The sequence below is a fragment of the Pseudomonas sp. R11-23-07 genome, assembly GCF_003852295.1.
Lineage (GTDB): Bacteria > Pseudomonadota > Gammaproteobacteria > Pseudomonadales > Pseudomonadaceae > Aquipseudomonas.
In genome coordinates, this window is sequence record NZ_CP027761.1 from 850,420 (window position 1) to 875,567 (window position 25,148).

24 protein-coding genes and 1 tRNA gene are annotated in these 25,148 nt (G+C 59.0%); 12 read left to right on the forward strand and 13 right to left on the reverse strand.

Annotated elements, in window-relative coordinates; genetic code table 11:
• Positions 1-57: 57 nt before the first annotated feature.
• Entirely contained in the window at positions 58-1,869 is a 1,812-nt protein-coding gene (ggt, locus tag C4J84_RS03615) for a gamma-glutamyltransferase (RefSeq protein WP_372238197.1), read from the reverse strand.
• A 323-nt stretch (positions 1,870-2,192) separates the two neighbouring features.
• On the opposite strand from ggt, the gene C4J84_RS03620 reads away from it, so the two are divergent.
• A complete protein-coding gene (locus tag C4J84_RS03620) occupies positions 2,193-6,383 on the forward strand; it encodes an AvrE-family type 3 secretion system effector (RefSeq protein ID WP_256681380.1) in 4,191 nt (1,396 codons plus the stop codon).
• Between the two features lie 57 nt (positions 6,384-6,440).
• Here C4J84_RS03620 and C4J84_RS03625 read toward each other — a convergent pair.
• Together C4J84_RS03625 and C4J84_RS03630 are read right to left on the reverse strand one after the other, a co-directional pair.
• A tRNA-Met gene (locus tag C4J84_RS03625) sits at positions 6,441-6,517 on the reverse strand.
• Positions 6,518-6,729: 212 nt separating this feature from the next.
• Entirely contained in the window at positions 6,730-7,278 is a 549-nt protein-coding gene (locus tag C4J84_RS03630; RefSeq protein WP_124361172.1) for an RNA polymerase sigma factor, read from the reverse strand.
• A 264-nt stretch (positions 7,279-7,542) separates the two neighbouring features.
• On the opposite strand from C4J84_RS03630, the gene C4J84_RS03635 reads away from it, so the two are divergent.
• The 11 genes from C4J84_RS03635 to sctU are packed head-to-tail and all read left to right on the forward strand — an operon-like array spanning position 7,543 to position 17,683.
• Positions 7,543-8,607 (forward strand): HrpJ domain-containing protein, encoded by a 1,065-nt coding sequence (locus C4J84_RS03635; protein ID WP_124434923.1) that lies wholly within the window; start codon positions 7,543-7,545, stop codon positions 8,605-8,607.
• Complete coding sequence (gene sctV, locus C4J84_RS03640; RefSeq protein ID WP_124408995.1) at positions 8,604-10,697, forward strand: type III secretion system export apparatus subunit SctV; 2,094 nt, start codon at positions 8,604-8,606, stop codon at positions 10,695-10,697. Before C4J84_RS03635 ends, sctV begins: the two co-directional genes overlap by 4 nt.
• A 37-nt stretch (positions 10,698-10,734) precedes the next feature.
• The gene (locus tag C4J84_RS03645) at positions 10,735-11,634 is read left to right on the forward strand and encodes an FHA domain-containing protein (RefSeq protein ID WP_164487823.1); all 900 of its coding nucleotides are present in this window, start codon (positions 10,735-10,737) and stop codon (positions 11,632-11,634) included.
• Positions 11,631-12,989, forward strand: a complete 1,359-nt coding sequence (locus C4J84_RS03650; RefSeq protein WP_124434925.1) for a FliI/YscN family ATPase — start codon at positions 11,631-11,633, stop codon at positions 12,987-12,989. Before C4J84_RS03645 ends, C4J84_RS03650 begins: the two co-directional genes overlap by 4 nt.
• Complete coding sequence (locus C4J84_RS03655; RefSeq protein ID WP_124413782.1) at positions 12,976-13,404, forward strand: YscO family type III secretion system apparatus protein; 429 nt, start codon at positions 12,976-12,978, stop codon at positions 13,402-13,404. Before C4J84_RS03650 ends, C4J84_RS03655 begins: the two co-directional genes overlap by 14 nt.
• Positions 13,401-13,859: a type III secretion system HrpP C-terminal domain-containing protein gene (locus C4J84_RS03660; RefSeq protein ID WP_124434926.1), complete on the forward strand. Its 459-nt coding sequence runs from the start codon at positions 13,401-13,403 to the stop codon at positions 13,857-13,859. Before C4J84_RS03655 ends, C4J84_RS03660 begins: the two co-directional genes overlap by 4 nt.
• Positions 13,856-14,869, forward strand: coding sequence for a FliM/FliN family flagellar motor switch protein (locus C4J84_RS03665; protein WP_124434927.1), 1,014 nt, complete (start codon positions 13,856-13,858; stop codon positions 14,867-14,869). Before C4J84_RS03660 ends, C4J84_RS03665 begins: the two co-directional genes overlap by 4 nt.
• Positions 14,866-15,519, forward strand: a complete 654-nt coding sequence (sctR, locus tag C4J84_RS03670; protein ID WP_124365738.1) for a type III secretion system export apparatus subunit SctR — start codon at positions 14,866-14,868, stop codon at positions 15,517-15,519. The genes C4J84_RS03665 and sctR overlap by 4 nt, the downstream gene beginning before the upstream one ends.
• Positions 15,520-15,526: 7 nt before the next feature.
• The gene (sctS, locus tag C4J84_RS03675; RefSeq protein WP_124428622.1) at positions 15,527-15,790 is read left to right on the forward strand and encodes a type III secretion system export apparatus subunit SctS; all 264 of its coding nucleotides are present in this window, start codon (positions 15,527-15,529) and stop codon (positions 15,788-15,790) included.
• A 10-nt stretch (positions 15,791-15,800) separates the two neighbouring features.
• Entirely contained in the window at positions 15,801-16,589 is a 789-nt protein-coding gene (sctT, locus tag C4J84_RS03680; RefSeq protein ID WP_124434928.1) for a type III secretion system export apparatus subunit SctT, read from the forward strand.
• A complete protein-coding gene (gene sctU / locus C4J84_RS03685; protein WP_124434929.1) occupies positions 16,586-17,683 on the forward strand; it encodes a type III secretion system export apparatus subunit SctU in 1,098 nt (365 codons plus the stop codon). The genes sctT and sctU overlap by 4 nt, the downstream gene beginning before the upstream one ends.
• On the opposite strand, the gene C4J84_RS26595 is transcribed toward sctU, so the two are convergent.
• From C4J84_RS26595 to C4J84_RS03735, 10 genes are all read right to left on the reverse strand, one after another.
• On the reverse strand, positions 17,684-17,896 hold the full coding sequence (locus C4J84_RS26595; protein WP_305955282.1) for a hypothetical protein: 213 nt from the start codon (positions 17,894-17,896) through the stop codon (positions 17,684-17,686). It lies immediately after the preceding gene.
• Positions 17,897-18,045: 149 nt separating this feature from the next.
• The gene (gene hrpT / locus C4J84_RS03695) at positions 18,046-18,249 is read right to left on the reverse strand and encodes an HrpT family type III secretion system protein (RefSeq protein ID WP_124403016.1); all 204 of its coding nucleotides are present in this window, start codon (positions 18,247-18,249) and stop codon (positions 18,046-18,048) included.
• Positions 18,246-20,384 carry a type III secretion system outer membrane ring subunit SctC gene (sctC, locus tag C4J84_RS03700; protein ID WP_124434930.1) on the reverse strand — a complete coding sequence of 713 codons (2,139 nt, stop codon included), beginning with the start codon at positions 20,382-20,384 and terminating at the stop codon, positions 18,246-18,248. Before sctC ends, hrpT begins: the two co-directional genes overlap by 4 nt.
• A gap of 14 nt (positions 20,385-20,398) precedes the next feature.
• Positions 20,399-20,791 carry a type III secretion protein gene (locus tag C4J84_RS03705; protein ID WP_124365744.1) on the reverse strand — a complete coding sequence of 131 codons (393 nt, stop codon included), beginning with the start codon at positions 20,789-20,791 and terminating at the stop codon, positions 20,399-20,401.
• A gap of 288 nt (positions 20,792-21,079) precedes the next feature.
• On the reverse strand, positions 21,080-21,697 hold the full coding sequence (gene sctL, locus C4J84_RS03710) for a type III secretion system stator protein SctL (RefSeq protein WP_124434931.1): 618 nt from the start codon (positions 21,695-21,697) through the stop codon (positions 21,080-21,082).
• Positions 21,698-21,699: 2 nt separating this feature from the next.
• Complete coding sequence (locus C4J84_RS03715; protein ID WP_256681381.1) at positions 21,700-22,104, reverse strand: type III secretion protein; 405 nt, start codon at positions 22,102-22,104, stop codon at positions 21,700-21,702.
• A 151-nt stretch (positions 22,105-22,255) separates the two neighbouring features.
• The gene (gene sctJ / locus C4J84_RS03720) at positions 22,256-23,077 is read right to left on the reverse strand and encodes a type III secretion system inner membrane ring lipoprotein SctJ (RefSeq protein ID WP_124369510.1); all 822 of its coding nucleotides are present in this window, start codon (positions 23,075-23,077) and stop codon (positions 22,256-22,258) included.
• A gap of 6 nt (positions 23,078-23,083) precedes the next feature.
• The gene (locus tag C4J84_RS03725) at positions 23,084-23,446 is read right to left on the reverse strand and encodes an EscI/YscI/HrpB family type III secretion system inner rod protein (protein ID WP_256660136.1); all 363 of its coding nucleotides are present in this window, start codon (positions 23,444-23,446) and stop codon (positions 23,084-23,086) included.
• 113 nt (positions 23,447-23,559) lie between these two features.
• Complete coding sequence (locus C4J84_RS03730; protein WP_124369511.1) at positions 23,560-23,766, reverse strand: hypothetical protein; 207 nt, start codon at positions 23,764-23,766, stop codon at positions 23,560-23,562.
• Positions 23,767-23,946: 180 nt separating this feature from the next.
• Positions 23,947-24,873, reverse strand: a complete 927-nt coding sequence (locus C4J84_RS03735; protein ID WP_124365749.1) for a sigma 54-interacting transcriptional regulator — start codon at positions 24,871-24,873, stop codon at positions 23,947-23,949.
• Positions 24,874-25,148 lie beyond the last annotated feature (275 nt).

Consider the following 25,148-nt stretch of genomic DNA (forward strand, 5'->3'; position numbering starts at 1 on the left):
GCTGGCGAGCCTTGGCAGGAAGCCTTGCTTTCAACTCGCCGCGCCACACAGGGCGGGTCAATCGCCCAGTGCTTCGCCTTCGCGCCGTGGGTCTGCACCGCCGCTGAGTGACACCTTGCCCTGAGCATCCCGTGTGCGAACGATCGCCTGGACCCCGCTGGTCATATCGATCTCGCTCAGCGCATGGCCCTTGCTCTTCAATGCCTGCTTCACGCCTGGGCTGAACAACCCGGCTTCCAGTTCGGTGGCGCCGTTGCGGCTACCGAAATTGGGCAGGCTGATCGCAGCTTGCGGGTCGAGTTTCCAATCGAGCATGGCCACCAGTGATTTGCTCACGTACTCGATGATCTGCGAGCCGCCCGGCGAACCCACCGTGGCCAGCAATTCACCGCTCTGACGATCGAACACCAGCGTCGGTGCCATGGCCGAACGCGGACGCTTGCCGGGCTGCACGCGGTTGGCGACGGGCTGGCCGTTTTCTTGGGCAATGAACGAGAAGTCGGTCATCTGGTTATTGAGCAAAAAGCCCTGCACCATCACATGGGAGCCGAACGCTGCTTCCACTGTGGTGGTCATCGAAACGGCGCCGCCCTGGTCATCTACGGCCACCACTTGTGAGGTGGAGATACGCAGCGGCGATCGGTCTGGCGCGTAGGCTACCCGGATGCCCGCCGGTTGGCCTGGCTTGGCCACGCCCATGCTGCGTTCACCGATCAGTGCGGCGCGCTGGGCCAAGTAATCGGGGGCGATGAGACCTGCGACCGGCACCGGCGTAAAGTCCGCATCGGCCACGTAAAGTGCACGGTCAGCGAAGGCCAGGCGCCCGGCTTCAGCGATCAGGTGCACGGCCTCGGGCGTCGGTTCAAGCCCGGCGGGCGAGGTGCTCCGTATTGGCGTCATCGGCGCGATGGCCAGGCGTGGATCGTGGGTCTCCAACGCTTGCAACGTCCCGAGGATTTGCGCAACGGCGATCCCACCCGACGACGGCGGCGGCATGCCACACACCTTCCAGTGTTTGTAGTCGGTACACAGCGGTGTGCGTTGCTTGGCGGCGTAGCCCGTAAGGTCGGCCTGAGTCAGGCTGCCAGCATTGCGATTGCCTTGCACCTTGCGCGCGATCTCATCGGCAATCGAGCCGTGATACAGCGCATCCGGCCCTTCCTTGGCGATGCGTTTGAACACCTCCGCCAGCGCCGGGTTCTTCAACAGCGTGCCGGTGGCTTTTGGCGACCCATCGGTATTCAGAAAGTAAGCGGCCATGTCCGGCGATTGCGCGATAAAGCGGTCGGCCGCGATCAAGCTGTACAAGCGTGGGGAAATCGCGAAACCCTGTTCGGACAAACGAATCGCCGGTTCGAACAGCTTGGCCCATTGCAGATGGCCGTGCTGCTTGTGCGCCATTTCCAGTGCCCGCAATACCCCTGGCGTGCCCACCGAGCGCCCGCCAATCTGCGCATCGGTGAATGCCATCGGCGTACCGTCGGCGTTCAGGAATAGCCGCTCTGTCGCCCCGGCCGGGGCGGTTTCACGGCCATCATAGGCGTGCACGTTTGCGCCGTCCCACAGCATGATAAAGGCGCCTCCGCCGATGCCGGAGGACTGCGGTTCCACCAGCGTCAGCACCGCTTGCATGGCGATCGCCGCATCGATTGCCGAGCCGCCCTGGCGCAACATCTCGCGCCCGGCTTCGGCGGCCAGCGGGTTGGCGGCGGCGGCCATATGACGTTCGGCGTGGCGGGGGGTGAGGTCGGTGCGATAGCCCGAACCCAGCTCCGGGGCGGGCGGTGGTTCATTGATTGCGGTGTGGCAGCCGGCCAGGGCGAGGGTGGTGGCAACTATTGCCAGTTGACGGCGGGAAATAAAAAGCACGCGCTGAACTCCGTTCATCTTGAGAATGATCTGGTCTTCCTGTCGGCAGACTTTAACGCACGAAAGACGGGGAAGGGCGGTCGGGCTGTTTTTTCTGGCTGAGCCCGTCGAGGCCTGGTTTTATTTCGCGACGCTGGAACCAAAGCCACGTAAACGCTCACAGCATTACTGGTATTAAGCTATTTCTGGAGCCAGTTATGCACAGAAGACTAGACAATTTGCCCCACGCGCCGCTCAGTGTTATCAACTACTCCTCCACGCCCGACAAGGCCGCGGTGCCCACCCAACAGTCACCTCGCTATCAATCGTTGACCCCCGCCTCAATGCTGTTCGATATCCGCCTCAAGGACGGACAGCTGGAACCTGACACGACCAGGGTGGCACGCGATATTGCCCTTCATCTCAACGCGCCAACCAGACACTTTGTCGCCGATGGCGCCTGCGCCGCAGGCACCTTGCGTGTCAGGGATGGGCGAGATTACCTGTTTCATATTCAGTCTACGCCCGCTGTCGCGGCGGTATTCAAAAGCAGCGTGCCCGATCCTGTCGGCGGCGACGGGGGCGTTTCGTCTTTTGACAGCCCTGGTCGCGGGCATTTGGCAAGCGTCAGCGGTGTACAGACGACGGTCGATGGCAAGCAGTTTCGTCTGGACGAACAGCGCCTGTATCGCTTCGAACCTCTGACCCTGTCGTGGTTGCCCGACCCCGACAACCAGGCCTACAGTCGTATTGGGCTGACCGGTGAGGGGCACTTGTCGAAAACACCCCAGGGGGCGCTGGACAGCAGTGCGCAAGGGCGCAGCTCGGTTGTATTGAGTCAGGTTCAGGGTGCGCCGGTGGTGCAGATTCAAGGTGCCGGGGCGGCGGATGTACGCCCGGTTGATGAGACCGGCGCGCCTGTGCAACTTACCCGAATCGGTTTGGCCGGCAGTACGCTGTTTGGGGCCACGGCCGATGGCGAACTGCTGCGCGCGGATGTGCGCATGGCTCGGGACGGCGTGTTGCCGATGGCTGCGCAATCGCTCGAATCATTGGAGCAGGCGCTAAAGGGCGCTGTGCATGTCGAAGGTTTCTTCCATGATGATGCCGGGCAGCTCAATGCCCAGGTTCGCGATGCCCGGCAGCAACTGCACAGCGTACCCTTGGATAATGCAAGCGGGCTGCGCCCTCAGTGGAACCTGAGCGATGTGTGGGTCAAGGGCATCGAGAAAGGTCTGCCGTTGCCCAGCCAGCAGGCGCTGACGACCGCAGTCGACCTCGGCCCTCGCGGCAAGGTTGCGTTTGACGCAGGCGCGTTGTTGAGCTGGGACGCGGCTGCGCAGCGTTGGGATCACTCGGGGCTGCAGGGCGTCACACAGCTGGAGCGAGGGTTGGACGGACGTGCCTATGTGCTGCAGGAAGGGCAGCTCAAAGCGGTGACCCTGCAAAAGGTGCGTGACCCCGTCTTCGAGGGGGCCAGCCATGAATTGAGCGCACTGCCCAAGCCCCGTCCTCAAGTGTCACTTGACGAGGTGCTGGCGGGCGATCCTCAGCGCCCTGTCACTGGATTCGCTATCGCTGACGGTCGCAACTTTGTAACCGTCGATAAAAACCATCAGCTCCAAGCCTGCGTGGATGGGGTGGTCAACCCGTTACGGCTTTCCCCCGCGCTCGCCATAAAAACCCTGGCGCTCGATCATGAAGCAAGTCTTTATGCGCACACCCAGGCGGGCGAATTGTTCAAGATGGATTACCACGCCTGGCAGGGCCGCGACGGTGCCGCGCCAAGCTGGACCCAGATTGAATTACCGCAGGGCCAATCGCTGGATTCCTTGCGGATGGGGGCTGATAAGCATCTGGTTGGCGGATGGGATAAACAGTTCCATCGACTCGATAAGGCGGCCTTGGGCGCAATGGCGTGGGGGCCGTTGGCAGTGGCGGTGCAGCGGCCCTCATTGGCCGATACGTTATCGGCCGCGCAGATGCGCAAGCCGATGGCAGGAGGCGCGCTGACGGCCACAAGCACTGTCGTGGGGCAAACCCGTGAAGGCGTGCCGCTCCAGCGCAATTTTTTCCAGGGACTCAACGCGCACTTTCATCCTCTGGAAGCCATCAGTGAGAAAGGCAAATCCATTCAACATCACGTAAACGGGCGCCGGGGGCTGGAGCACGTTTACGCTGACGATAAGCAACTGCACCAGCAGCTCGCATCTCTTTCCAAGAGCAAGCCGGTTGCCGCTGACCTGAATGCGCGTCTCGCCGCCCTGTGCGAGCCCGGGCCGCGTCAGGCATTGGCCATGCGGATCAGCCAGGCGTTGACGCAGGTAACAGAAAGCAGCCAATCGAGCGCCCGCCTGTTAGGAGACGTACACGGGCTGGCGTTTGACCCACGGCCCACGCTGAGCCGAGCGCTGACGAGCCCTGAGTCGACGCTGCACCAACTGCATGAGGCATTCAAACGGGTTGCGCCTTCATCGGAGCCTTCAACGGCAGGCCTGCTGGCCAACTTCGAAGGTCAAGGCTTGACGTTGCCCAAGTGGAAACCTGAGCGTAAACGCGATCTCGACCACCCTTCGGCTCTCGTAGAGGGCGACCTTATTCACCATGCCAATACGCTCAAGCAACTAAACGACCTGGCCAAGGAACTCGACAGCATTACTGGCCACAGCCCCAGTGCCTTGAAAAGAATCGAAGCGTCCATGGGCACTGTGATGAAAGGGTTTGATGACAGCCCTGTCCATAAACTGGCCAGCCAGAAAGTCGCCAGTTATAGCCAGGCGGAATCCCTGTATGACAATTTCAAGCTATTGGCCAAGGACCTTGGCACGCCGGGGTCTGCCTTGCATTGGCATCTTTCGGGCCTGCTGGGGTTGCCCGCCGATGCGTCCATTACGCAGGCAATGACACAGCAAGTGCAGCAGATGGAAAGTGGTCAAACCCTTAACCCCAGCCGAACCCAGGGCGAAAGCCTGGGGCTGATGGTGACCGGTATAAAACCTGCGCCAGCCGTAGAGTTTTTTCTGGGAGCCTCCAGGTCTCATACGCATGGTGTGAGTATCACCCGCACCGACAAGGGAGCCAGGGTCCAGATCAGCCGCGACGATATGCGGCGCCTGGCCGGCTCCGTGGCCACGGGGGCGACGTTAGGTCGCGGGGACGGTGCAGTGGGGCCCGGCCTGAGAGTTGCCGGTGAGCTGACGGCCGCCGTTGTGAAGAACACTGGATCGAACATCAGTTTCGATGTGAAGGAGTCGGACTTCGGCAAGATGATGTCGATACTTATGGGGCAGTCCGGGGGCTTCCACGACTTATTGGCGCTGGGAGAAAAAGGCGCAGTTGGCGAAAGCTCGAAACTCAGTGCTGACGTTAACCTGGATGGGCTCGCGCAACTGCGTTTGATGTACAGCCCGCAGGAAGACATCGCCGAGTTGGATTCAGTGATACGCGCCGGGATTGGAGTGATGGGTAACCTTAACCTTGCGCACACGGATAAAAGCCAAGCCACCACGCGCTCTGCGACGGGCACCAGCCGGGACCAGGCAAGCAGCGCGCAGTGGCTGAGGCAGGGCGGCGTGGGGGCCAACTTTGCGCCGATCAGTACGTTGGCGTTGGCGGGCAGTGCCGGGGCCAGCGGGCCGGCGACGATGGTTGCTGCCTCGGCGGACGTATCGGTCATGGTGAAATTTGACCGGGGGCAGTCACAGGCCTTCAGCTTTTCTTTCAAGCCGCCGCAGCCAGTGACTCAATCTCAGGTCGATGATATTCACAGCAGCCTGTCACTGTATTCCCCCCAGTTCAAACGGGACTTGGCCGCCGCCGACCCGTTGGGCGCGCAGGGCTCCCCAAAAGAACAACTGGCCAAGTTGCAGCAGTTTCTTTCCACTCATCCGGCGTTGGCGACGAAGCCGGACGCTTATTACGCCATCAGTCAGTCGCTGGACGCGTTGATGACCCAACAAGACTTGATGAACAAGGGGCTGCAGCAGCTGGCATCGGTCGAGTCCTCCATCACGCGCGTGGGGTTACGCGATAACGGGCGGCATGACTGGTTGGACGATGTCGCGCCGGCCAACAAGGCCGCCATCGAACAGTGGCTCAAGGATGACCCGCAGTTTGCCCAGGTGATCGGTCAACTGCAGCGTGGTGAAGGGACTTCAGTGAGGCTTGGCATGGAACTCAAGCCAGAGGTTCTACGCACCATCGAGCGCAGCCTGCTTGCGGGCGCGGATACCGAGCCGCTGATCAAGCGGGCACTGGGAGATCCGAACAACCTGCGCGTCAAAAGCATGAGCATGAGCTACACCGCGAGCCAGTCCCATGGCATGTCGGTGCCAGCCATGATGAATCTGAGTTTTTCCAGCAGCGCGGCTATCAGCTATACGCGAAAACACGTCAACGTCGACTTCGAGTACGGGGTGGATGCGGATAAACCACTGCGGATGAACTTGAACGATACGCTGAGCAGCCTGCCTGGCCATGACCTGACGATCGACCAGGGGGACCTGCGCATAAGGACGCCGGCTTCCACCGCATGAAAGGTAAACAGCGGGCATAAAAAACGGCCTACCTTTCGGTAAGCCGTTTTTAGTACTTGGTGGCTACACAGGGACTTGAACCCCGGACCCCAGCATTATGAATGCTATGCTCTAACCAACTGAGCTATGTAGCCAAGTGGCGCGCATTATTCGCGCAGAACGGGAATGCGTCAAGAGGTTTTGTTAAGTTTTTTCTACGCTTTCAACTGTTTAACGAAAAACAGGCTGATTGGCGACGAGCGGCGGGGGGCTCTTCAGGCTGCGATTCTCGGGCGGTCGCGCCCATCAAGCGTCAATCGTGTTGGGCAGATATCCCTTTCGCCCAACGGTGTTGCTGTGGCGAGACTTACGGCAACGGGTTGCGCGTCACGCGTTTGAGCTGTTCGCGCGCTCGCGACAAACGTGAGCGTACCGTGCCGATGGGGATGTCCAACGCATCGGCGGTGTCCTGATAGCTACCATCGGTCTCGAGCGAAGCGTAAAGCGTTTTGCGCATTTCTATCGGCAGGTGGTCGATGGCGTTCAGGGTCTTTTCAAGCCGTCGGTTGACTTCAAACTCCCAGTCCAGGCTGTTGTGTTCTTCCTGGCCATGCCACAACGATTCATCGAACTCGCAATGCACCGGTTTGGCATACATGCGCCTGAAGTGGTTGCGGATCAAATTCTGCGCAATTCCGCACATCCAAGTGCTGAGTGTGGCCTGCCCGCTGAAACGCTCTCTGTTGCGCCATGCTTCCAGGTAAGTCAATTGCAGGAGATCGTCCGCATCTTCAGGGTTGAGCACGCGTTTATGAATGAAGCGTCGCAGTTTTTTTTGCTGGTCGTCCGTCAGCTGGACCATGAACTGAGGCGAATTGCCGACGAGGTGAACTAGATCGCCAATAGGTATTTTCATGTTGTTTTTCCTCCGGGAAGGCTCGATCGAAATGGTTTCGATAGGGACCCCTTTTGCACCGGCTGTGCCAAATGGGAAAAACACACAACTTATTGATTTATATAGATATATATTTTTTGTTAGGGGTTTTCTGTGCCGTAACTTGCAAAGAAGACGATCTGGGTGTGCGGGTATTTTCATACCCCTCGCCGTGAAATGTTTTGATGGAACTGAACCGCAGCGGCTTGCCACATAGGGACACAAACTTCCCATTCTGGCCCGCCCATGAAAGTCGAATCCTTCAACGATGTGCAGCAGATCCAACCTGCGGACAAGCCCAGTGTGAGCACTGTCGATGTGCCAATCCGTTCGCAGGGCTTAGATGACATCGCGCAGATTTTCAGCGAAGAAGTGGCACTCAACGCACAGGCCCTGGGCCGGCGATCCATTGGCACAAAAGTTTCGCCTGTCGCAGAGTTCGTGCAGCTCTATGAACAACTGGGTCACCCCGGCCTGGCCACGCTGGAAACCGTTGTTCGTCGGCTTCGGTTCGAGTTGCTGCGCAAGCCCACTGTCGAAAAATTGGTAAGCCATGCCGGGGGTGACCCCGCGCGTGCCTTCGTGGTGCTTCAATTCATCGCCAACGAAGCGCAAACCAATGGGCTGACAGTAGAAGAGGGCCTGGCGCGCGGGGCCTTGAAAGCGCTGAGGCAGGATTTCGGCGGGCACATCCAGGCAGGCCTGAATATCGCCTTGGCATTGAAGGAGGCCAGCGCTGACCCGCAGGAGCGTCAGGACGTGCGTACGCTTTATTACGCCTCCGTGGTCGTTCGCCAATCCTTGGCGTTGATGCTGCAGACGCTGTTGAAGATGTACGGCTTAACGGCGTTTTCCAAAGGCGTCGACCTGATGACTCAGGCGCTGAACGGCGATATCGCGGCGCACACCCAGTCGGTGCCCACGGAAAAATTGCACCTGCTGCTTAAGGGGTTGGCGCAGTGTCGTGAACTGCGCTCGGTGCTGGGCAACTGTGATGCGTTGATCCGGCGCCTGAATGTCGATCTGGAGGCGGTGGATTTATTGCAGCGTTTTCTGGGTTATGCCAGTACCGGTATCGATGCGGTCGAGGTGCAAAGGCTGGCCAGTGAGTTTGGGGGGACGCTGCTTGCCGCTCGTCTGCGCTCGCTTAATGAATTGGCCACGGAAGTAAAAAGTCTGCCCAAGGCCTGGTGGCTTGATGCGCAATCCCAGGCTTCTGCCGTGAAAGCGTTCAAGGACGTCATGGTTGAGTGGGCGCGCGAAGAGCGCGGCCATCAGACGTTTTCCGGCGAAACGAGGACGTCCGGGTGACACTGCTGTCATCGGTCAATGGCGTGCTGCTCAAGGTGGCGCGGCGTGCCGAAGTGCTCGGCGCGGTGGTGGTCCTGGCCATCGTGTTTATCTTTATCGTGCCGCTGCCCACTTGGCTGGTGGACATCCTGATCGCGTTGAACATCTGTATTTCCTGCTTGTTGATCGTACTGGCGCTGTACTTGCCGGGGCCGTTGGCGTTCTCGTCGTTTCCATCGATCCTGCTGTTGACCACCATGTTTCGCCTGGCCCTGTCGATTGCCACCACACGCTTGATTCTGCTGGAGCAGGACGCGGGCGATATTGTGGAGGCGTTCGGTAATTTCGTGGTGGGCGGCAACCTGGCGGTGGGGCTGGTGATCTTCATGATCCTGACCATCGTCAACTTCCTGGTGATCACCAAAGGTTCGGAGCGGGTCGCCGAAGTGGCTGCCCGCTTCAGTCTGGATGCGATGCCGGGCAAGCAGATGTCGATCGACAGTGACCTGCGCGCCGGGTTGATCGACGGTATGCAGGCTCGGGACAAACGTGAGCAGTTATCCCGCGAAAGCCAGCTGTTCGGGGCGATGGACGGGGCCATGAAGTTCGTCAAGGGCGATGCCGTTGCCGGTCTGATCATCGTGGTCATCAACCTGCTGGGAGGCTTTTCTACCGGCATGTTCCAGCACGGGATGAGCGCGGGCGAGTCGATGGCGCTGTATTCGGTACTGACGATCGGCGACGGCCTGATCGCGCAGATTCCCGCGCTGTTGATCTCCCTGACGGCCGGCATGATCATCACCCGAGTGGCGCCGGACGGGCGCAAGGGCGTCACCAACATGGGCGCCGAAATTGCCCGGCAGATGACCAGCGAACCCAAGAGCTGGATGATCGCGTCGGTGGGCATGTTGGCCTTCGCCACGCTTCCCGGCATGCCTACCGTGGTGTTCATTCTGATTTCGCTGATGACCGGCGCCCTGGGGTACTACCTCATGCGCCAGCGTCAGCGCGAGGACTCCCCGGCGGCGTCGGACGAAAAAGCGGTCCGTCCGGAAGAGAACGGCAGTGAAGACCTGCGTGGCTTCGACCCGTCACGGCCGTATCTGCTGCAATTCAACAGCCAGATGTACGGGGCCCCCGAGGTCATCGACATCGTGCAAAAAATTCGTCAGGCCCGAAATGCGCTGGTCGCCAATATCGGGCTGACGCTACCCCCGTTCGAAGCCGAGTTCAGTGAGGCGCTGGCCGTCGACGAGATGCGCTTTTGCGTGCATGAAGTTCCGACCGTGACGGCGACCCTCAGCGACCGTGTTGCGGTTGAATACGCCTCCTTGGCGCAGCCCCCGGACAGGGGCGATAGAGGCCTGGCCGAGCGGGACGAGGCGGACTGGCTGTGGCTCGACCCTGATGATCCATTGCTCGATGACCCCCAGATTGAGCGTTTCAGCGCCCAGAGCCTGATCATCGAACGGATGAAGCGGGCGATGTTGCTGAGCGGACCGCGGTTTCTCGGCATCCAGGAATGCAAGTCGATCCTCAGTTGGCTTGAACACAACCAGCCGGAGCTGGTGCAGGAGCTGCAGCGCATCATGCCGCTTTCGCGCTTTTCGTCGGTGCTGCAGCGCCTGGCGAGTGAGGGTGTGCCATTGCGCGCCGTACGTTTGATCGTCGAGTCATTGATCGAGTACGGCCAGCATGAGCGTGAACCGGATGCCCTGGCCGATTACGCACGGATCGCCCTCAAGTCGCAGATTTTTCACCAGTACAGCGAAGCCGATGGCCTGCATGCGTGGCTCCTGTCGCCACAGACCGAGAACATCCTGCGCGAAGCGTTGCGCCAAACCCAGAGCGGGGTGTTTTTCGCCCTCGATAACGACAGCAGTGCGGCCTTGGTCGGGCTGCTCAACCAGGCCTTTGTGCTAAGGCCGAAAACCAAGAGCGTGCTGTTGGTTGCCCAGGATCTGCGCAGCCCGTTACGGGCGCTTTTGCTGGATGAGTTCAACCATGTGCCGGTGATGTCTTTTGCCGAGCTGGGGAGCAACTCCAAGGTCAAGGTATTGGGCCGTTTCGACCTGGGCCAGGACGAACCAATGCGTGGGGCGGCGGCATGAGCGCGGTATTTTTATCCGGATCGAGGGTGGCCCCATGATGTTCGAGCTGCGGGTGCTGGATGGTATGCATCAAGGCGCCGCGCTGCCGTTGTTTGGTGAGCAGTGGGGCGTGGGTGCCAACCCGGACGCTGATCTTGTGTTGAACGATCCCGGGGTTGCCGAGCATCACGCACGTTTGCGCTTGGCCGATGGCCGGTGGTCGGTGCAGGCCGAGGCGGGGCTGCTTGAAAACAGCGATGGGCAAGTGCTGGCGCAGATCGGCGAGCTTGCGCTGAACACGGTCTTTTTGATCGGTCCCGTTCGCTTGTGCGTCAGCCCTGCCGATCAGCCCTGGCCACAGGCACCCGCGCCTGCACCTGCGGCGCCTGAGCCTGCGGAGCAGGCGCCGCTCGCGTTGAAACTGTCATCAATTCCATCGTCCCAACAAAAGCGTTTGCTTAGCCTGGTACTTGCGTTCGCCGTGCTCATTGCGGCAGCCGGCATCATCTTTAGTGGCGAGCGCAAGGCCCAGGCATCGCTGATGCCGGTAGTGGTTCAGAAGCCCGAACTGGGCTCGCCCTTTGAGGTGCGCCAGCAATTGCTGAAGATGCTCGGCGAGCGGGAACTGACTTCACGGGTCAGCTTGCAAGTCATCAATGGTCAGATTTCCCTGAGCGGTGATGTTTCCCAAGAGGAGGCGGACTTGGTCGCCCGCATGCTCGACCGCTTTGCCGGGCAGTTCGAAACCGCTGTGCCGGTGATCAGCCGCGTACGCACGCGTGACGGAGCGCTGCCGTTCAAGATCGTGCAGATCATCAGCGGACCGAACGGCCACGTTGTGCTGGAAGAGGGCACTCGGTTGTTTGTGGGCGACGAAGTCAATGGCCTGCGCCTGGTGCTGATCGATAACAGCAAGGTGGTGTTCGACGGTGCGCAGCGCTATGAGGTGCGTTGGTGAGCGGCGCGTGGCAAGAGCGTCTTGAGGCTTGGCAACGCAGTCAGTCTGCGACGTTGAACGGCTTTGCGCCGGTCACGATGCGCGGTCGCATACAGCGCGTCAACGGCATGCTGATGCAGTGCCGGCTGCCCCAGGCGCGCATCGGCGACCTGTGCCAGGTTGAAAAGCAACCGGGCGATTACATGCTCGCCGAGATCATTGGCTTCGATCAGCAGGATGCGGTGCTCAGTGCCCTGGGGAATCTGGAAGGCGTGAGCGTGGGCGCCAGCGTGGAGCGTCTTGGTGTGCCGCACAGGGTACGGGTGGGTGATGACCTGCTGGGCCAGGTGCTGGACGGTTTCGGCCGGCCGATTGCCGGCAACGGTCCCAGTGCGTTCGCCGAAGCGGATACGCCCGACGCAACCCCGGTGTTGTGCGAGGCGCCGTTACCCACAGAGCGGCCGCGCATCAACCGCGCATTGGCCACGGGGGTGCGTTCGATCGACGGCCTGATGACGCTGGGAGAAGGCCAGCGCGTCGGGCTGTTCGCGGGGGCAGGCTGTGGCAAGACCACCTTGTTGGCCGAGATCGCCCGTAACGTGGACTGCGATGTGATCGTGTTCGGTTTGATCGGCGAACGGGGCCGAGAGTTGCGCGAGTTTCTTGACCATGAACTGGATGACCAACTGCGGGCCAAGGCGGTGCTGGTGTGCTCCACCTCTGACCGTTCCAGCATGGAGCGCGCCCGCGCCGCCTTCACCGCGACGGCGCTCGCCGAAGGTTTCCGGCGCAAGGGCCAGCGCGTGCTTTTGTTGATCGATTCCTTGACGCGTTTTGCGCGAGCCCAGCGTGAAATCGGCCTGGCTGCCGGCGAGCCGCTGGGGCGGGGCGGTCTGCCGCCTTCGGTGTACAGCCTGTTGCCGCGCCTGGTGGAACGGGCGGGGTTGACGCGTGACGGCGTGATCACGGCCATCTACACGGTGTTGATCGAGCAGGACTCGATGAATGACCCGGTGGCCGATGAAGTTCGCTCGCTGCTCGACGGCCATATCGTGCTGTCACGCAAGTTGGCCGAGCGGGGCCATTATCCGGCCGTGGACGTGCTGGCCAGCCTGTCGCGGATTTTGACCAATGTCTGCGAGCCCAGGCATATCCAGGCCGGTACGGCATTGCGGCGCCTGTTGTCGGCCTACCAGCAGATCGAGCTGATGCTCAAGCTGGGTGAGTACCAGGCAGGCAATGATGCCCTGACCGACATGGCGGTAAGCAGCCGCCAGGCGGTGGATAGCTTCCTGCGCCAAGACTTGCGTGAGCCTTCTGCGATCGACACGACTATGGACCAACTGACGGAGCTGACTGCCTATGTCCCATTCTGAAACGTTGCCCGGTGAGATCGAAACCCTGCGGCGGTTGCGTCGGTACCGGGCCGATCGTGCCGAACGTGCGCTGCGCGAGGCCAAACGATCCCAGCAGGCATTGGTGGCGCACATCCAGCAGGCCCAAGACCTGCTGGAGAAAACCCGTCAGGAAGAGCAACGCCAATGTGCACAACTGTTGAGCGAGCACCAGGGGCAGGTTGTGAGCGTTCAGGCGCTGAAGTCGTGGAATCGCAAGGAACAAAGCCTGTCTGCCGGTACCCGGCGTGAAGAAGGCCAGGTGCAACAGCTGCAAGGGCAGCAGGAACAGCGTGAGGTGGAGGTAGGTATCGCGCAGAAGCACGTCACCCAGTGCCTTCGCCAAGTAGAAAAACTGCAGGAATTGGCCAATTTACTCACGCAGGAACCGCTATGAACGCTATTTCAGCCAACACGCCTGAACGCCAACGCCGCCGCGACCTTCGCGAGGACCGTGTCCACGAGGTGGGCGCCCCAGTGCCTTGGGAGCAACGGCAGCTTTTTAGCCAATTGTTCGGTGATGACGAACAGGATTCGGGCCGTAGCGCGTCACAGCCCGGAACCCGGGCCGGCGGCGATCTCGCCATGGTCGAGGCGTTGTCGGAGCAGTTGATACCTCGGCTGCAAAGCGGCTCGACGTGGCCGCTGACGGTGGCCATGTACTTGCCACGCCTGGGGCGGATCAATGCCCGTATTCGTCGAGAAGGGGCGGGGTGGAATATCGAGCTTGAGGCGCAGCAGGACGCAACAGCGCGCTGGCTCTACGGCGTACGGCACCAATGTGAGCACAGGCTCGCCGCGAGCCTGGCGTTACCGGTGGCGCTGTGCGTGGCGAATTCGGCGCCGGCATGATGTTGCCCTCTCTGGCCTTGCGCACTGTGAGGGCTGATGCAGTGGCTGCCCGGCGACGGCTGGGGCGTGGGTTGCGTATGCCGTTCCAGGTGGCCGAACAGCGCGGTGAATTACGCCTGGAGCCTGGCACTGAGCCGGTTGGCGCTCAGTCGCTGTGCTTTGAAACCACCAGTGGGGTATTGGCGTTCAGCGAACCGGGGCCGCAATTGAGCTTGATGGGTGAGTGCCCGGTGACGTTGGCCCAGGCCGGCAACGATCCGGACTCCTGGTTCTGGGCATTGTTTCAGCACTACTTGAGCCCCCAGATACGTGACCTGTTCGGCTATATGCGGCTGCTGGAGACGGATCGCCCCGAGGGGTTCGGTTGCCGGCTCAGCGTGTCCCTGGGCGCCTCACGGGTCATGGGCTACCTGTGGCTGAGCGCTGAAAGCTTTCTCGGGTTGTGCGAGGCCGCCCCATGGCGCTCTGTCGCTGCGCCGCTGCCGGGGCAGTTTCAACTGGCGATTGCCGTCACCCTGGGACGCATGCGCCTGACCATTGCACAGGTACGCGGCCTGCGCGCCGGTGATGTGCTGGTCCCCGAGCTCGCGCTGTTCCAGGCGCAGGGCAGCGGTTATGTGCAGGTTGGCAGGCATCGGCTGCGGGGCAGTATTGACGATGAAAACGGGACTCTGTGCCTGACCCTTTCTTCTATCGAGGACACGTCTGTGGACGAGAATTTTGCGGCGCATGCCTATTCCGAGGATGCGCAGGATGAACCTGTGGTGGATATCTTTGGCCACGAGCCATTCGATGAGTTGAGCATGGCGCTGAATGTTCGCTGCGGCACGCTGAACCTCACGCTGGGCGAGTTGCGCAATCTGGGGCCCGGCTCGGTGCTGGGCATTACCGGTTACGCGCCTGGCCTTGCAGGCCTGTATTACGGCGACCGTCCCATTGGGCAGGGCCAACTGGTGGAAGTCGATGGCCGCTTGGGGTTGCAGCTGTCCCGCGTGCTTTTCGGTCGATGACAGTTCAGGGGCTGGACCCCCTCGTTCTCGCACTGTTTATTGCCACGCTGACGCTGATGCCGATGCTGTTGATTATCTGCACATCGTTTTTGAAAATCGTGATTGTGCTGATGATTACCCGCAATGCCATCGGCGTGCAGCAAGTGCCGCCGAGCATGGCTATCAACGGCATCGCATTGGCCGCGACGCTGTTTATCATGGCGCCGGTGGGCTACCAGATCGCAGAAAGCCTCAAGATTTCTCCGCTGGACACGAGCAGCGTGCAGGGGGTGCTGCAGACAGGCGCAGAGGCCATCAAGCCGTTGCGTGCATTCATGCTGCGCAATCTCGACCCCGACGTGCTCACCCACCTGTTGGAGAATACCCACCGCCTCTGGCCCGCGCAGATGGCGCAGGAGGTGCAGCGTGAAGACCTGATCCTGCTGATTCCCGCCTATGTGTTGTCGCAACTGCAGGCGGGGTTCGAGATCGGGTTTCTGATCTACATCCCCTTTATCGTGATTGACCTGATTGTCTCCAACCTCTTATTGGCGCTGGGCATGCAAATGGTTTCACCCATGACCATTTCCCTGCCGCTCAAATTGCTGCTGTTTGTAATGGTGTCCGGCTGGTCGCGGCTGCTCGACAGCCTGTTCCTTTCTTATCTCTGAGCTGAATATGGAACCGATCGTATTGTTCAAGCAGGGCATGTTACTGGTCGTGGTATTGACCGCACCGCCGCTGATCGTGGCTGTGGTGGTGGGCGTGCTGACCTCGCTGGCTCAGGCGCTGATGCAGGTGCAGGATCAGACGCTGCCGTTTGGCATCAAGCTGGTGGCGGTGGGTGTCACCCTGATCATGACCGGACGCTGGATCGGCGTGGAGTTGATCCAACTGATCAACCTGACGTTCGACATGATCGGCCGTTCGGCCCTCCACTGAGGTTGCTTCTGTGCTGCTGTATCTTGAATACCTGCCAAGCCTGGTGATTGCCATGGCGCGCATTTATCCCTGTGCCTTTCTGGTCGCTGCATTCTGTTTTCAACATATTCGTGGCATGCCCCGGCACACGATTGTGATGGTCATGGCATTGATCCCCGCGCCGGGTATCCATGCAGCGTTGGAGGGGTTGGATTACTCGGGCCTCATGCTCGCCGCCTTGGCGTTCAAGGAGTTGGCCCTTGGGGTAGTGCTGGGCGTGTTGCTGTCGATGCCGTTCTGGATGTTCGAGTCGGTGGGCGCGCTGCTGGATAACCAGCGAGGCGCGTTGGCCGGGGGCCAGCTCAACCCGTCGCTGGGCCCGGACGCAACGCCCATCGGGCATATGCTCAAGCAGTTGGCGATTTTTCTGTTGATGGTCACCCTGGGGCTTGGCGCACTGACCCAGGTGATCTGGGACAGCTACCTGATCTGGCCGCCGACGGTGTGGTTCCCGCTGCCGGGGCCCAATGGGTTCAGCGTATTCATCGCGCTGCTCGGGGATACGTTCACCCATATGATGCTCTACGCGGCGCCCTTTATCGCCGTGCTGCTGTTGCTGGAGTTCGGCATCGCGCTGCTGGGTGTTTACAGTCAGCAGTTGCAGGTGAGCACACTGGCTCCGCCACTCAAGAGCCTCGCGGGTATCGGTATCCTCTTGCTGTATTTTGCGTTATTGCAGGATCTGATCGTCGGGCGTATGAGTTTGCTGGGTGACCTCAAGCATTCCCTTGGGCTGCTGTTCAAGGTGGCGATGCCATGAGCGACTCGGGAGAGAAAAAACACCCCGCCTCCGCTAAAAAGCTGCGTGACCAGCGTAAGAAAGGCCAAGTCTCCCAGAGCCAGGATGTAGGCAAGTTGCTGGCGCTGACCGCCATCAGCGAAATCGCGCTGTATACCGCCCAAAGCAGTTTGCAACGTTTCGAACAATTGATGGTGCTACCGATTTCACGCATCAATCAGCCCTTCGTGCGGGCGCTGGAAGAAGTGCTGTTCGATGGGGTGGTGGTGTTTCTATCGTTCGCCTTATTGATGGTTGGGGTGGCGATTGCCACGAAGCTGATCAGCAGTTGGTTGCAAGTCGGGTTTCTGTTCGCCCCGGAAGCACTCAAGCTCGATTTCAATCGGGTCAATCCCATGAGCCAACTCAAGCAAATGTTCTCCGCCCAGTCGGTAATGAACCTGCTGATGAGCGTGGCCAAAGCGTTTCTCCTGGGCCTGATTGTGTATCTGGTGGTCTGGCCCTCTTTGGGCACGCTGATTAATCTGGCCAACAGCGATCTGCAAAGCTACCTGCTGGCGCTGATTGCGCTGTTCCGCTATCTGCTCCATGCCTGTCTCGGATTGCTGTTGGTGTTGGCGCTGACCGACCTGACCCTGCAAAAGTACTTCTTTGCCAAGCGCATGCGCATGACCCAGGTCGAAGTGGTCAAGGAATACAAGGACATGGAGGGTGACCCGCACGTCAAGGGGCAGCGCCGCTCATTGGCGTATCAGTTGGCGCAGGAGGAACCCAAGGTCAAGTTGCCCAAGCTGGAAGAGTCGGACATGTTGGTCGTCAACCCGACCCACTATGCCGTCGCCCTGTATTACCGTCGCGGCAAGACGCCGTTGCCGCAGTTGGTGGCCAAGGGCACGGATGCGCAGGCGCGCAAACTGATTGATCGCGCCAAGGCAGCTGATGTTCCGGTCATTCAATGCGTATGGCTGGCCCGCACGATTTACGAGAAAAAGCTCGGAGCGCCGATTCCTCGAGAGACGTTGCAGGCCGTGGCGTTGATCTACCGTACCTTGCGTGAGCTTGACGATGAGGCCAAGCGTGAAACCCTTACATTGCCGGAGCTCGAGCAGCGCTGATCAGCGTATGACCGAAAGGTCCAGAGCGTGCAAGTTGGCCAGAGACAGCATCCGGCTGAGGATTTTGTCCAGCGCCTGGGGTTGTGCGGGCAGGGCGTGCCAGATAACCAGCGCGCCCTGTTTGTCCACATAGAGGTAACAGCCGTCAAACGCCAGCGCCTGTTGGAAACGACGCTCCAATACCTGTTCCAACTGCCCTGCTTGCAGGGCCATGCCTGCAATGTGTAAGGCTACGCCCTTGCGTGTGCCCGCATCGCACGAGCGCAATGTAATCCCCCTGCACAACTGCTGATGAGCGGGACGGCCGCTCACCAGGTCGTCAATGAGCCTCTGGCGGTTCACAGGGGCGCCTGCCTCCACGCTCATCGCTCCAAGGACACGGTCTGATAGTCCGAGCGCTCCCCGGCCGGGCCAGGTTCGACGCGCATCTGCGGGGGCCACCAGACCACCATCTTGTCTTTGCTCGATTGCGGACGTGAGCAGGAGTCGCCTTTGCAGGTCGGTGTGCAACCGGTAACAAGCAGTACGGCAGCCATTAGCGCGGCATGCATCAGTTTGTGGTTCATGGTGTAGGTGTCCGGGTTGGAAGTGGGGCGATCAGGGAAGGGCGTGGCACACTCAGATGTTCATCCTTGATGACAGGGCGCATGGCGATAAACACTTCGGCTTCTTCACCAGGCTTGAGCCAGGCACGCGGCCAGACGGTGACCGCCAGCGTTTGCGAATTGCTGCATTCCTTCTCATCGATGCGCACATTGCGCTTGAACTGATTGCGCAGCACCACCACCGCCACGTTGTAGTGCGGGCCTGCATACCATTGGCTGCGCTCAGTATTCAGCGCCAGCAAGTCGCGGGTGCTGCACAACGTGTTCAGCCCCAGCGGCATAGGTTCGGCCTTGAACGCCTTGGGCACTTCGCCGCTGACCAGATGCGCCAGGGTGCTGGTGATATCGCTGCGGTTAATCACCGGCTGATGGGGGGCGTAGCGCCGCGCCAATGGCTTGAGCGCAGCTTGCAGTTCGACCTGATCGTCCTGAGGCAAATAGCGCGAAGGGTCAGACTGATCGCCGATCACTCGCGGGGTCAGGATGAACAGCCGCTCACGCCGGTTATTCTGCCGTTCGGTCGAGGAGAACAGCGCCTTGCCCAGTAACGGTATGTTCCCCAGCACGGGGACCTTGTTTTGTTTATCGCTGCTTTCGGTAACGTGGAACCCGCCCACCACCAACGAGCGCTTTTCTGCCATCACGGCTTGGGTGCTGACCTTGCCTCGGCGTACATCCGGGCCAATACGTTCGGGGTTGGACTCGTCAAAGTTACCGTCTTCGATGTCTATCGCCAGATGGATCTGATGACCGCCCCGGCTGGTGATCACTCGGGGAACCACCTGGAAGCTGGTGCCCACGGTGATGGGCAGGATCGTCGCGTTTCTGGTGCCGGCAGTCAGGTATTGAGTACGGTTGAAGTCAATGATCGCCGGTTGGTTTTCCAGGGTCAGCACCGAGGGATTGGAGACCATGGTTGCCAGCCCGCGGGATTCCAGCGCGCGGATATCGGCATAGAAGCGATCAAGACGTCCGATCGATAATTGTGATGCGGTACCGGGCGCCATGTTGACGCCGCCACGGAAGCGACTGTTCTGGAAGCCCCATTTGATGCCGAATTCGTTTAGCTGCGTGCGCTCGATGTCGAGGATGATCGCATCGATTTCCACCAATTTGCGTGCGATATCAAGTTGGCTGATCAACTCGCGATACATCGCCTGTCGTTCCGGCAGGTCATAAATCAGGATGGCGTTGTTGCGCACGTCAGCCTCGACGCGGATCCGGCTGGTGCCCACTGGCGCCCGAGGCGTAATCGACATGCCGGCATCCGGGGAAGCAGGTGCACTGAGCATTTGCCCCAGCAGCGGGTTGCCCAGGCGCGCAAAGCTGGGCGTGACAGGTGCGGGCTGGGACTGGGACGGGGAACGTTGGGCCAGCCCGGAAAGCGTCGTGCCAGAGAGCGGCTCCAATAGCCCGCGCAGCATGCTGGCAACGCCAGGGATAACGATTTTTTCGCTGCGATACTCTATCTGGCGGTCTGCGGCATTGGCGAATTTCAGCGGGAACGTCAGCACGCTCTGTTTTTCATCCGCAGAGCGACGCTGGCTGCTGAATTGTTTGATCTGTTCGATGTAGCTTTTGGGGCCGGATACCAGAACGATGCCGTCTTCCGGCAACTCGCCCCAGCCGAAGCGACTGTCGAGCAGACCGATATCAGTTAGCGCCTGCTTGAGGTCGGAAACCGTCTCGGAAGAGACTTCCAGGCGCGCGGACTCTTGTTGGTCCAGTGTGCTGATAAACAGTGTGTTGTTGTACATGTACCACTGGAAGCGGTGTTCGACGCCCAGTCTGTCCAGCAGCGACTGCGGTGTGTTCGCTCGGATCTTGCCATTGACGTCGCCCTCCAGCAGGCCCTCGATTTGCAGTTGCGTGCCGAAGGTCTGGGCGAAGTCCTCGAGCACTTCGCGTAGAGGCTTGTGTTCGGCCTCATAGGCGTAGGCGGTGTTTTTCCACTCAGGAGGGATGGCAGCAAAGGCGCTGAGCACCGGAGCGAGCAAACCGGCGAGCGCGATCAGGCACCTGAAGTGGGCACGTCTGGACGAAGTCTCAGGCGGGTTAACGCGCAAGCTGTTGCGCTTGAAGAGGTTCTTATACATAGCTGTTTCCCTGATTAGTGCGACAACGAACGTAGCGAGGTGGGGCTGAGCGGATGGGTCGGCTTGTTCAGGCGCGCAAAGGTTGCCCGCCAGGTATCGCGTTGGTTGAGCAGGGACTCTATACAGCGTTGCAGAGGCTGTTCGCCGTAGGGCTTATGCAGGCAATGAACCAGCCAGAGTTCACCGCTGGTTGGGTGTTGAGCGAGAGCACCCTGGAAGTGATGCAGGCTTATTGCGCCCAGTCGCATCCACGTCATCAGCACTGATTTATTCGGGAGTTGTTGGGTCAGCTGGACACTTAGCAGAAGAGTGTCCGGACAGTGACGCAAGACGATTTCGTCGTCGTTTTCAAATAACCTCAACTCTGCGCCGCCACTTCTCAAACACTCGGCAAGTAGTTCTTTCATGTTACTGGGCGCTGTCCAGAGCAGACTTCATTAGCATGAACTTTACGCGGGTTTGTTCATTGATGAGGTATTCAGACTTACGGTGTTTTACCACAAGGTCATAAAACAAGTCTGCGTCCTGCTCTGACCCGGAGTAATTGTTTACTGCAGAGTCGACCTCACGTTTAACGTGTTTTGCGTCTCTGACAAGTCTATCTCTAAGGCTATCGAAAAAGTTCATGTGAGGTGCCTTTCTGGGTGTGTAACCCTTTATGGCTTTTATTACGAAATGGTTCCATGTGTTGCGTCTTATATGTTAAGAAATATGTCCCCGTCGTCCGTTGGCGAAGGGCTTTCATCGTTGCTCATGACGGCCTTGACCATAGAGATCCAGTCAATCCGGAAATCTCCCTCATCGGTATTCAATAACAGCGTTTGAGGCTCGAGCGAGTTTGCCGCGCGCAGCGACCAGTGATGACTACCGCTGCTGTCTAGGCATCGCCTCACCGTCTCGAGGTCATGTGGATTACAAAGTAATGTCGCCTTGATTGCAGGGATTTGGCACGCCAGCAACTGCTTGATCAGGGCTCCGATACGTTGAGGTGGGGACGTTTGCTCAAGCAAAAGGTGAATAGCCTGGTTGGCAATTGAAGTGGCGCATCGTTCGAGGTTTTCACAGAGGACTTGGCGCTCTGCTTCCCAGCGTTTGAGTTGGGCATCGGCACGCTGCCATATTTCAAACCCTGCTTGTTCAAGCAAGTGTTCCCGTTGTTCGTGTGCCTCCCTCAGCAATTGTCTGGCACCAGCCTTTGCCTGCTCTATCACATCACTGGCCTGGGTATAACTGGCCAGGGTTTCACCGGAAATCAGGCTTCCCGGGAGAGGCGGCGTAGCGCCAGGCGAGTTGATCGTACGTCGACATAGCATCGTTAATCTCCTTGCGGCTGCGGCCATGACTCGCAAGCGCTGCTGTTAAGGTTCAGCGTGCCTATACGCCACACCACGGCGTGCCAGAGGGTATCGAGCCGACTGTGCGATCCATTGAGCGCCAGTGGCATTTCTTCCAGATCAAGCACGCGTCGGCGTGCAAAGCGTAGCCTTAGCCGTTGCCAAGCCGCAGGTGGGATCCAGGCGCGCAACAACTGCAACGGATCCTTATCCGGTTGCACGATATCCAGGCATAGCGCCTTGGACAGGCTGTTACACCACAGAAGATGGTGCTCATCCAATGCAGCTGCGTAGCTGGGCCGGCAGATACCGTCGATCAGTGCCAGCCCCAGCTCAAGTTGCTCGCATGAGGCAATTGCCAATTGGAGTAAGGCGGGGTCAGGCATTGTCGGCAGGCAGGGAGTAATACCGTAATGTGTACCCGTTGCGACTAGCCCGCGGCGATGAATGTCTACAAGCGCCGCATGGGTATGCGTGCTTTTCCAGTCTGCGTGCGCATACAACCAGGGGGCTGCCCACCATCGGGCCCATGCGAGGTTACTCATTGTTTGAATGAGCGGGCATGTCAGGGGACCGCGCGTGCGTTTGAGCGTGCAAGACAGGTTCGGGCGTGGCTCGCTGTTTTCGCTTCTGCCAGAACAGGGTGGCCGACACCATAAGCGCCAGGACCAATAGCGAGACCGTCACGCTGGCTCGCCAAAAACCAAGGTCGTCGCCTGGGACCAGAAACGGCCCGAAGTAAACCAGGCTTTGTTGTTCTGTATAAGCTGTCGCTGGCACGAATACCACGGTCAGTTTCTGCGGATTATCGAGCGCCGTGGCCATGCCGGGTATGCTACTGGCAACCAGCCTGCGCACACGGGCCCTGATATTGTCGGGGTCAAGCCGCGGATCATGTTTGATAAACACCGATGCGGAGGCCGGTTGGACAGGCTCGCCCGGCGCCACTCGCTCAGGCAGTACCACATGGACCCTGGCCACGATGACCCCATCAATGTTCGATAAGGTGGTTTCCAACTCCTGGGACAGGGCGTAGATGTAGCGTGCTCGTTCTTCCAGCGGCGTCGAGATGACGCCTTCCTTACGAAAAGTGTCGCCCAACGTAGCGCGTGCTGCCCGAGGTAGTCCAACGGCCTCCAGCGTTCGTACGGCCCTTGCAATATCGATGGCATTGACTACCACGACAACGCCGTCTTTGGCGGGAACCTTACTCGCACGAATATGTTTGTCCGCCAGCTCTGCTACAACTTCGTTGGCCTCTTGTTCCGTTAATTGCCGGTGGAGTTCGACACGTTCACTGCAGCCACTTAGCATGAGTGTGAAAGACAGGGTTAATGCAGTAAACAACGTGCGCGTCATGTTGACCTACTGGAGGTTGCTGATTTTATCAATGCACTGCGCGGTTTTACCAACACACTTCGTCAACATTAGCTGAAGCAATAATGCGTCGGAGAGTTGGCTTGGGTATTTTCGGGCCTCGTCAAGTTTGTCTGTGCTGCCGAGTGCACGCAAACTTTTGGACATACGTTCAGTTACGCCGGTTAGCTTGCCTGCGGTGTCGGTCAACAGGTTTTTTGGCGTTGGCTGATCAACTGTCGGGCTCGTATAGGCAGATGGCGTCATGGCCGAATTGAAAAAGTTCACATCTGTGCTTGAGGCGAACACTTCTTCTGTTCTGTAGACGCCCGGCAGTCTGGCGTCAGCAGGCTTTATAACTTCTATCATCATGCAGCCCCGTGGTTGAGTAGTTGCCAATGCGGTGTTGATAGTCGGTAATGGAGTCTGCACTTAAATGGCCCTCCCGGCAGAGGCTGCCGGAAAGGCCAGATACGTTCAGGCGGTTACAAACGCAGGGCGTCGACAGCCGATTTGATACCACTGGTATTGGCGTTCTCTGCCGCTTTGAACGCGTTTTTTACACCGTCTGCGCGTTTCTTTCGTTCAGAGGCTTCCAAGCCAGCGTCGGCATCCTGCGCAGACATACCGCCACCGCCAGCGCCAAAACCGCCCGCATAAGGTGAATAGGAAGATCCACTAGGAATAGTCATATCATTTTCTCCGTAGATAACGTTATTTTTACTGGGGTCAGCAATACGCTAAAAAATGTTTGTATAACCGTAGTGCCTTTCCATCATTTAAGTGGTTCAAGAGATTTTTGCGTTCCATGGGGTACCGAGCGGAATGTTTCAAAAAATGTAAGTTGATAGCGGTATAGGTCGTGGCGATTCTCAGCTCAGCGAAACGCCCAGATGCTTCATCCGGTGGTAGAGCGTTCTTTTGGCTACTCCTAGTTCTATCGCCACACTGTCGACACAGCGGTCGTTTTGACGAAGAGACTCCTCAATCAGCGATTTCTCCATCTGATGCAAGCGGGCCTTCAGGCTCATTTCCCGTTCCTGGCGCGTTATCACCGTTGCTGAGAGCGGTGGCAGACCCAGTACAAAACGCTTCGCCGTAGAACGTAACTCGCGCACATTGCCCTTCCAGGAATGACACAGCAACTGTTGTAACAACCACTTGCCGGGACGGGGCGGAGCAGGGAGTTTGAAGTGCTCAGCCTCATGCTCAATCATGTCGAGGAACATCGGTATAATTCGCTCTCGCCGCTCCCGTAAAGCCGGAAGATGAATGCTGACAACATTCAAGCGAAAGTACAGGTCTCGCCGGAAGGTACCTTGCTCGACCATGTCGTGCAGCGCGTGCTGAGCAGAGGCGATCACTCGCATGTCCACGGGTATGAATCGGGTCGAGCCTAAACGCTCCACCCCGCGAGACTCCAATACCCGTAGCAGCTTGGCTTGCAACGTCAGTGGCATGCTGTCGATTTCATCGAGGTATAAGGTGCCCAAGTGTGCCGCTTCAACGAATCCGGCTCGAGATTGCATGGCGCCCGTGTAGGCGCCGCTGTTGACGCCGAACAACTGGCTTTCGGCAAGGCTTTCCGGGATGGCCGCACAGTTGACCGCAACGAAGTTTCCTTTGCGGCGTGACAGGTGGTGAATACGTTGTGCCAATGTATCTTTACCGGTACCTGTTTCCCCCATCAACAGAATATCTATATCGAGAGCGGCTGTGCTGTTAACAGTCGTTTCGATGTTCGGGCAATCAGAAAAAGTTATATCTGTTATAGGTTTATTCTGACTGAGCGTCGACATAAATACTTTGCTCCATTGCGGTAGCCACTCGATAAGGGCTGTCTCCATTAGCATTAGTTAAACAGGATTCTTTTGGGTTGTCATGATCCTGTCAAAGCAGCAGGCAAAGTGGAAAGTATGAATGCTCAAGCGATAGAGGAATTCAAGTAAATGTTGGAAGTGTCAGGTAGATTGGGTGTAAGAGAAATCCTGAATTAATAGCGAATAACTTTAAATGGCGTGTTTTTAATGAGGGGTTACGGTTAATTTGCGTCGAGCGTTTGAATTTAAAACGT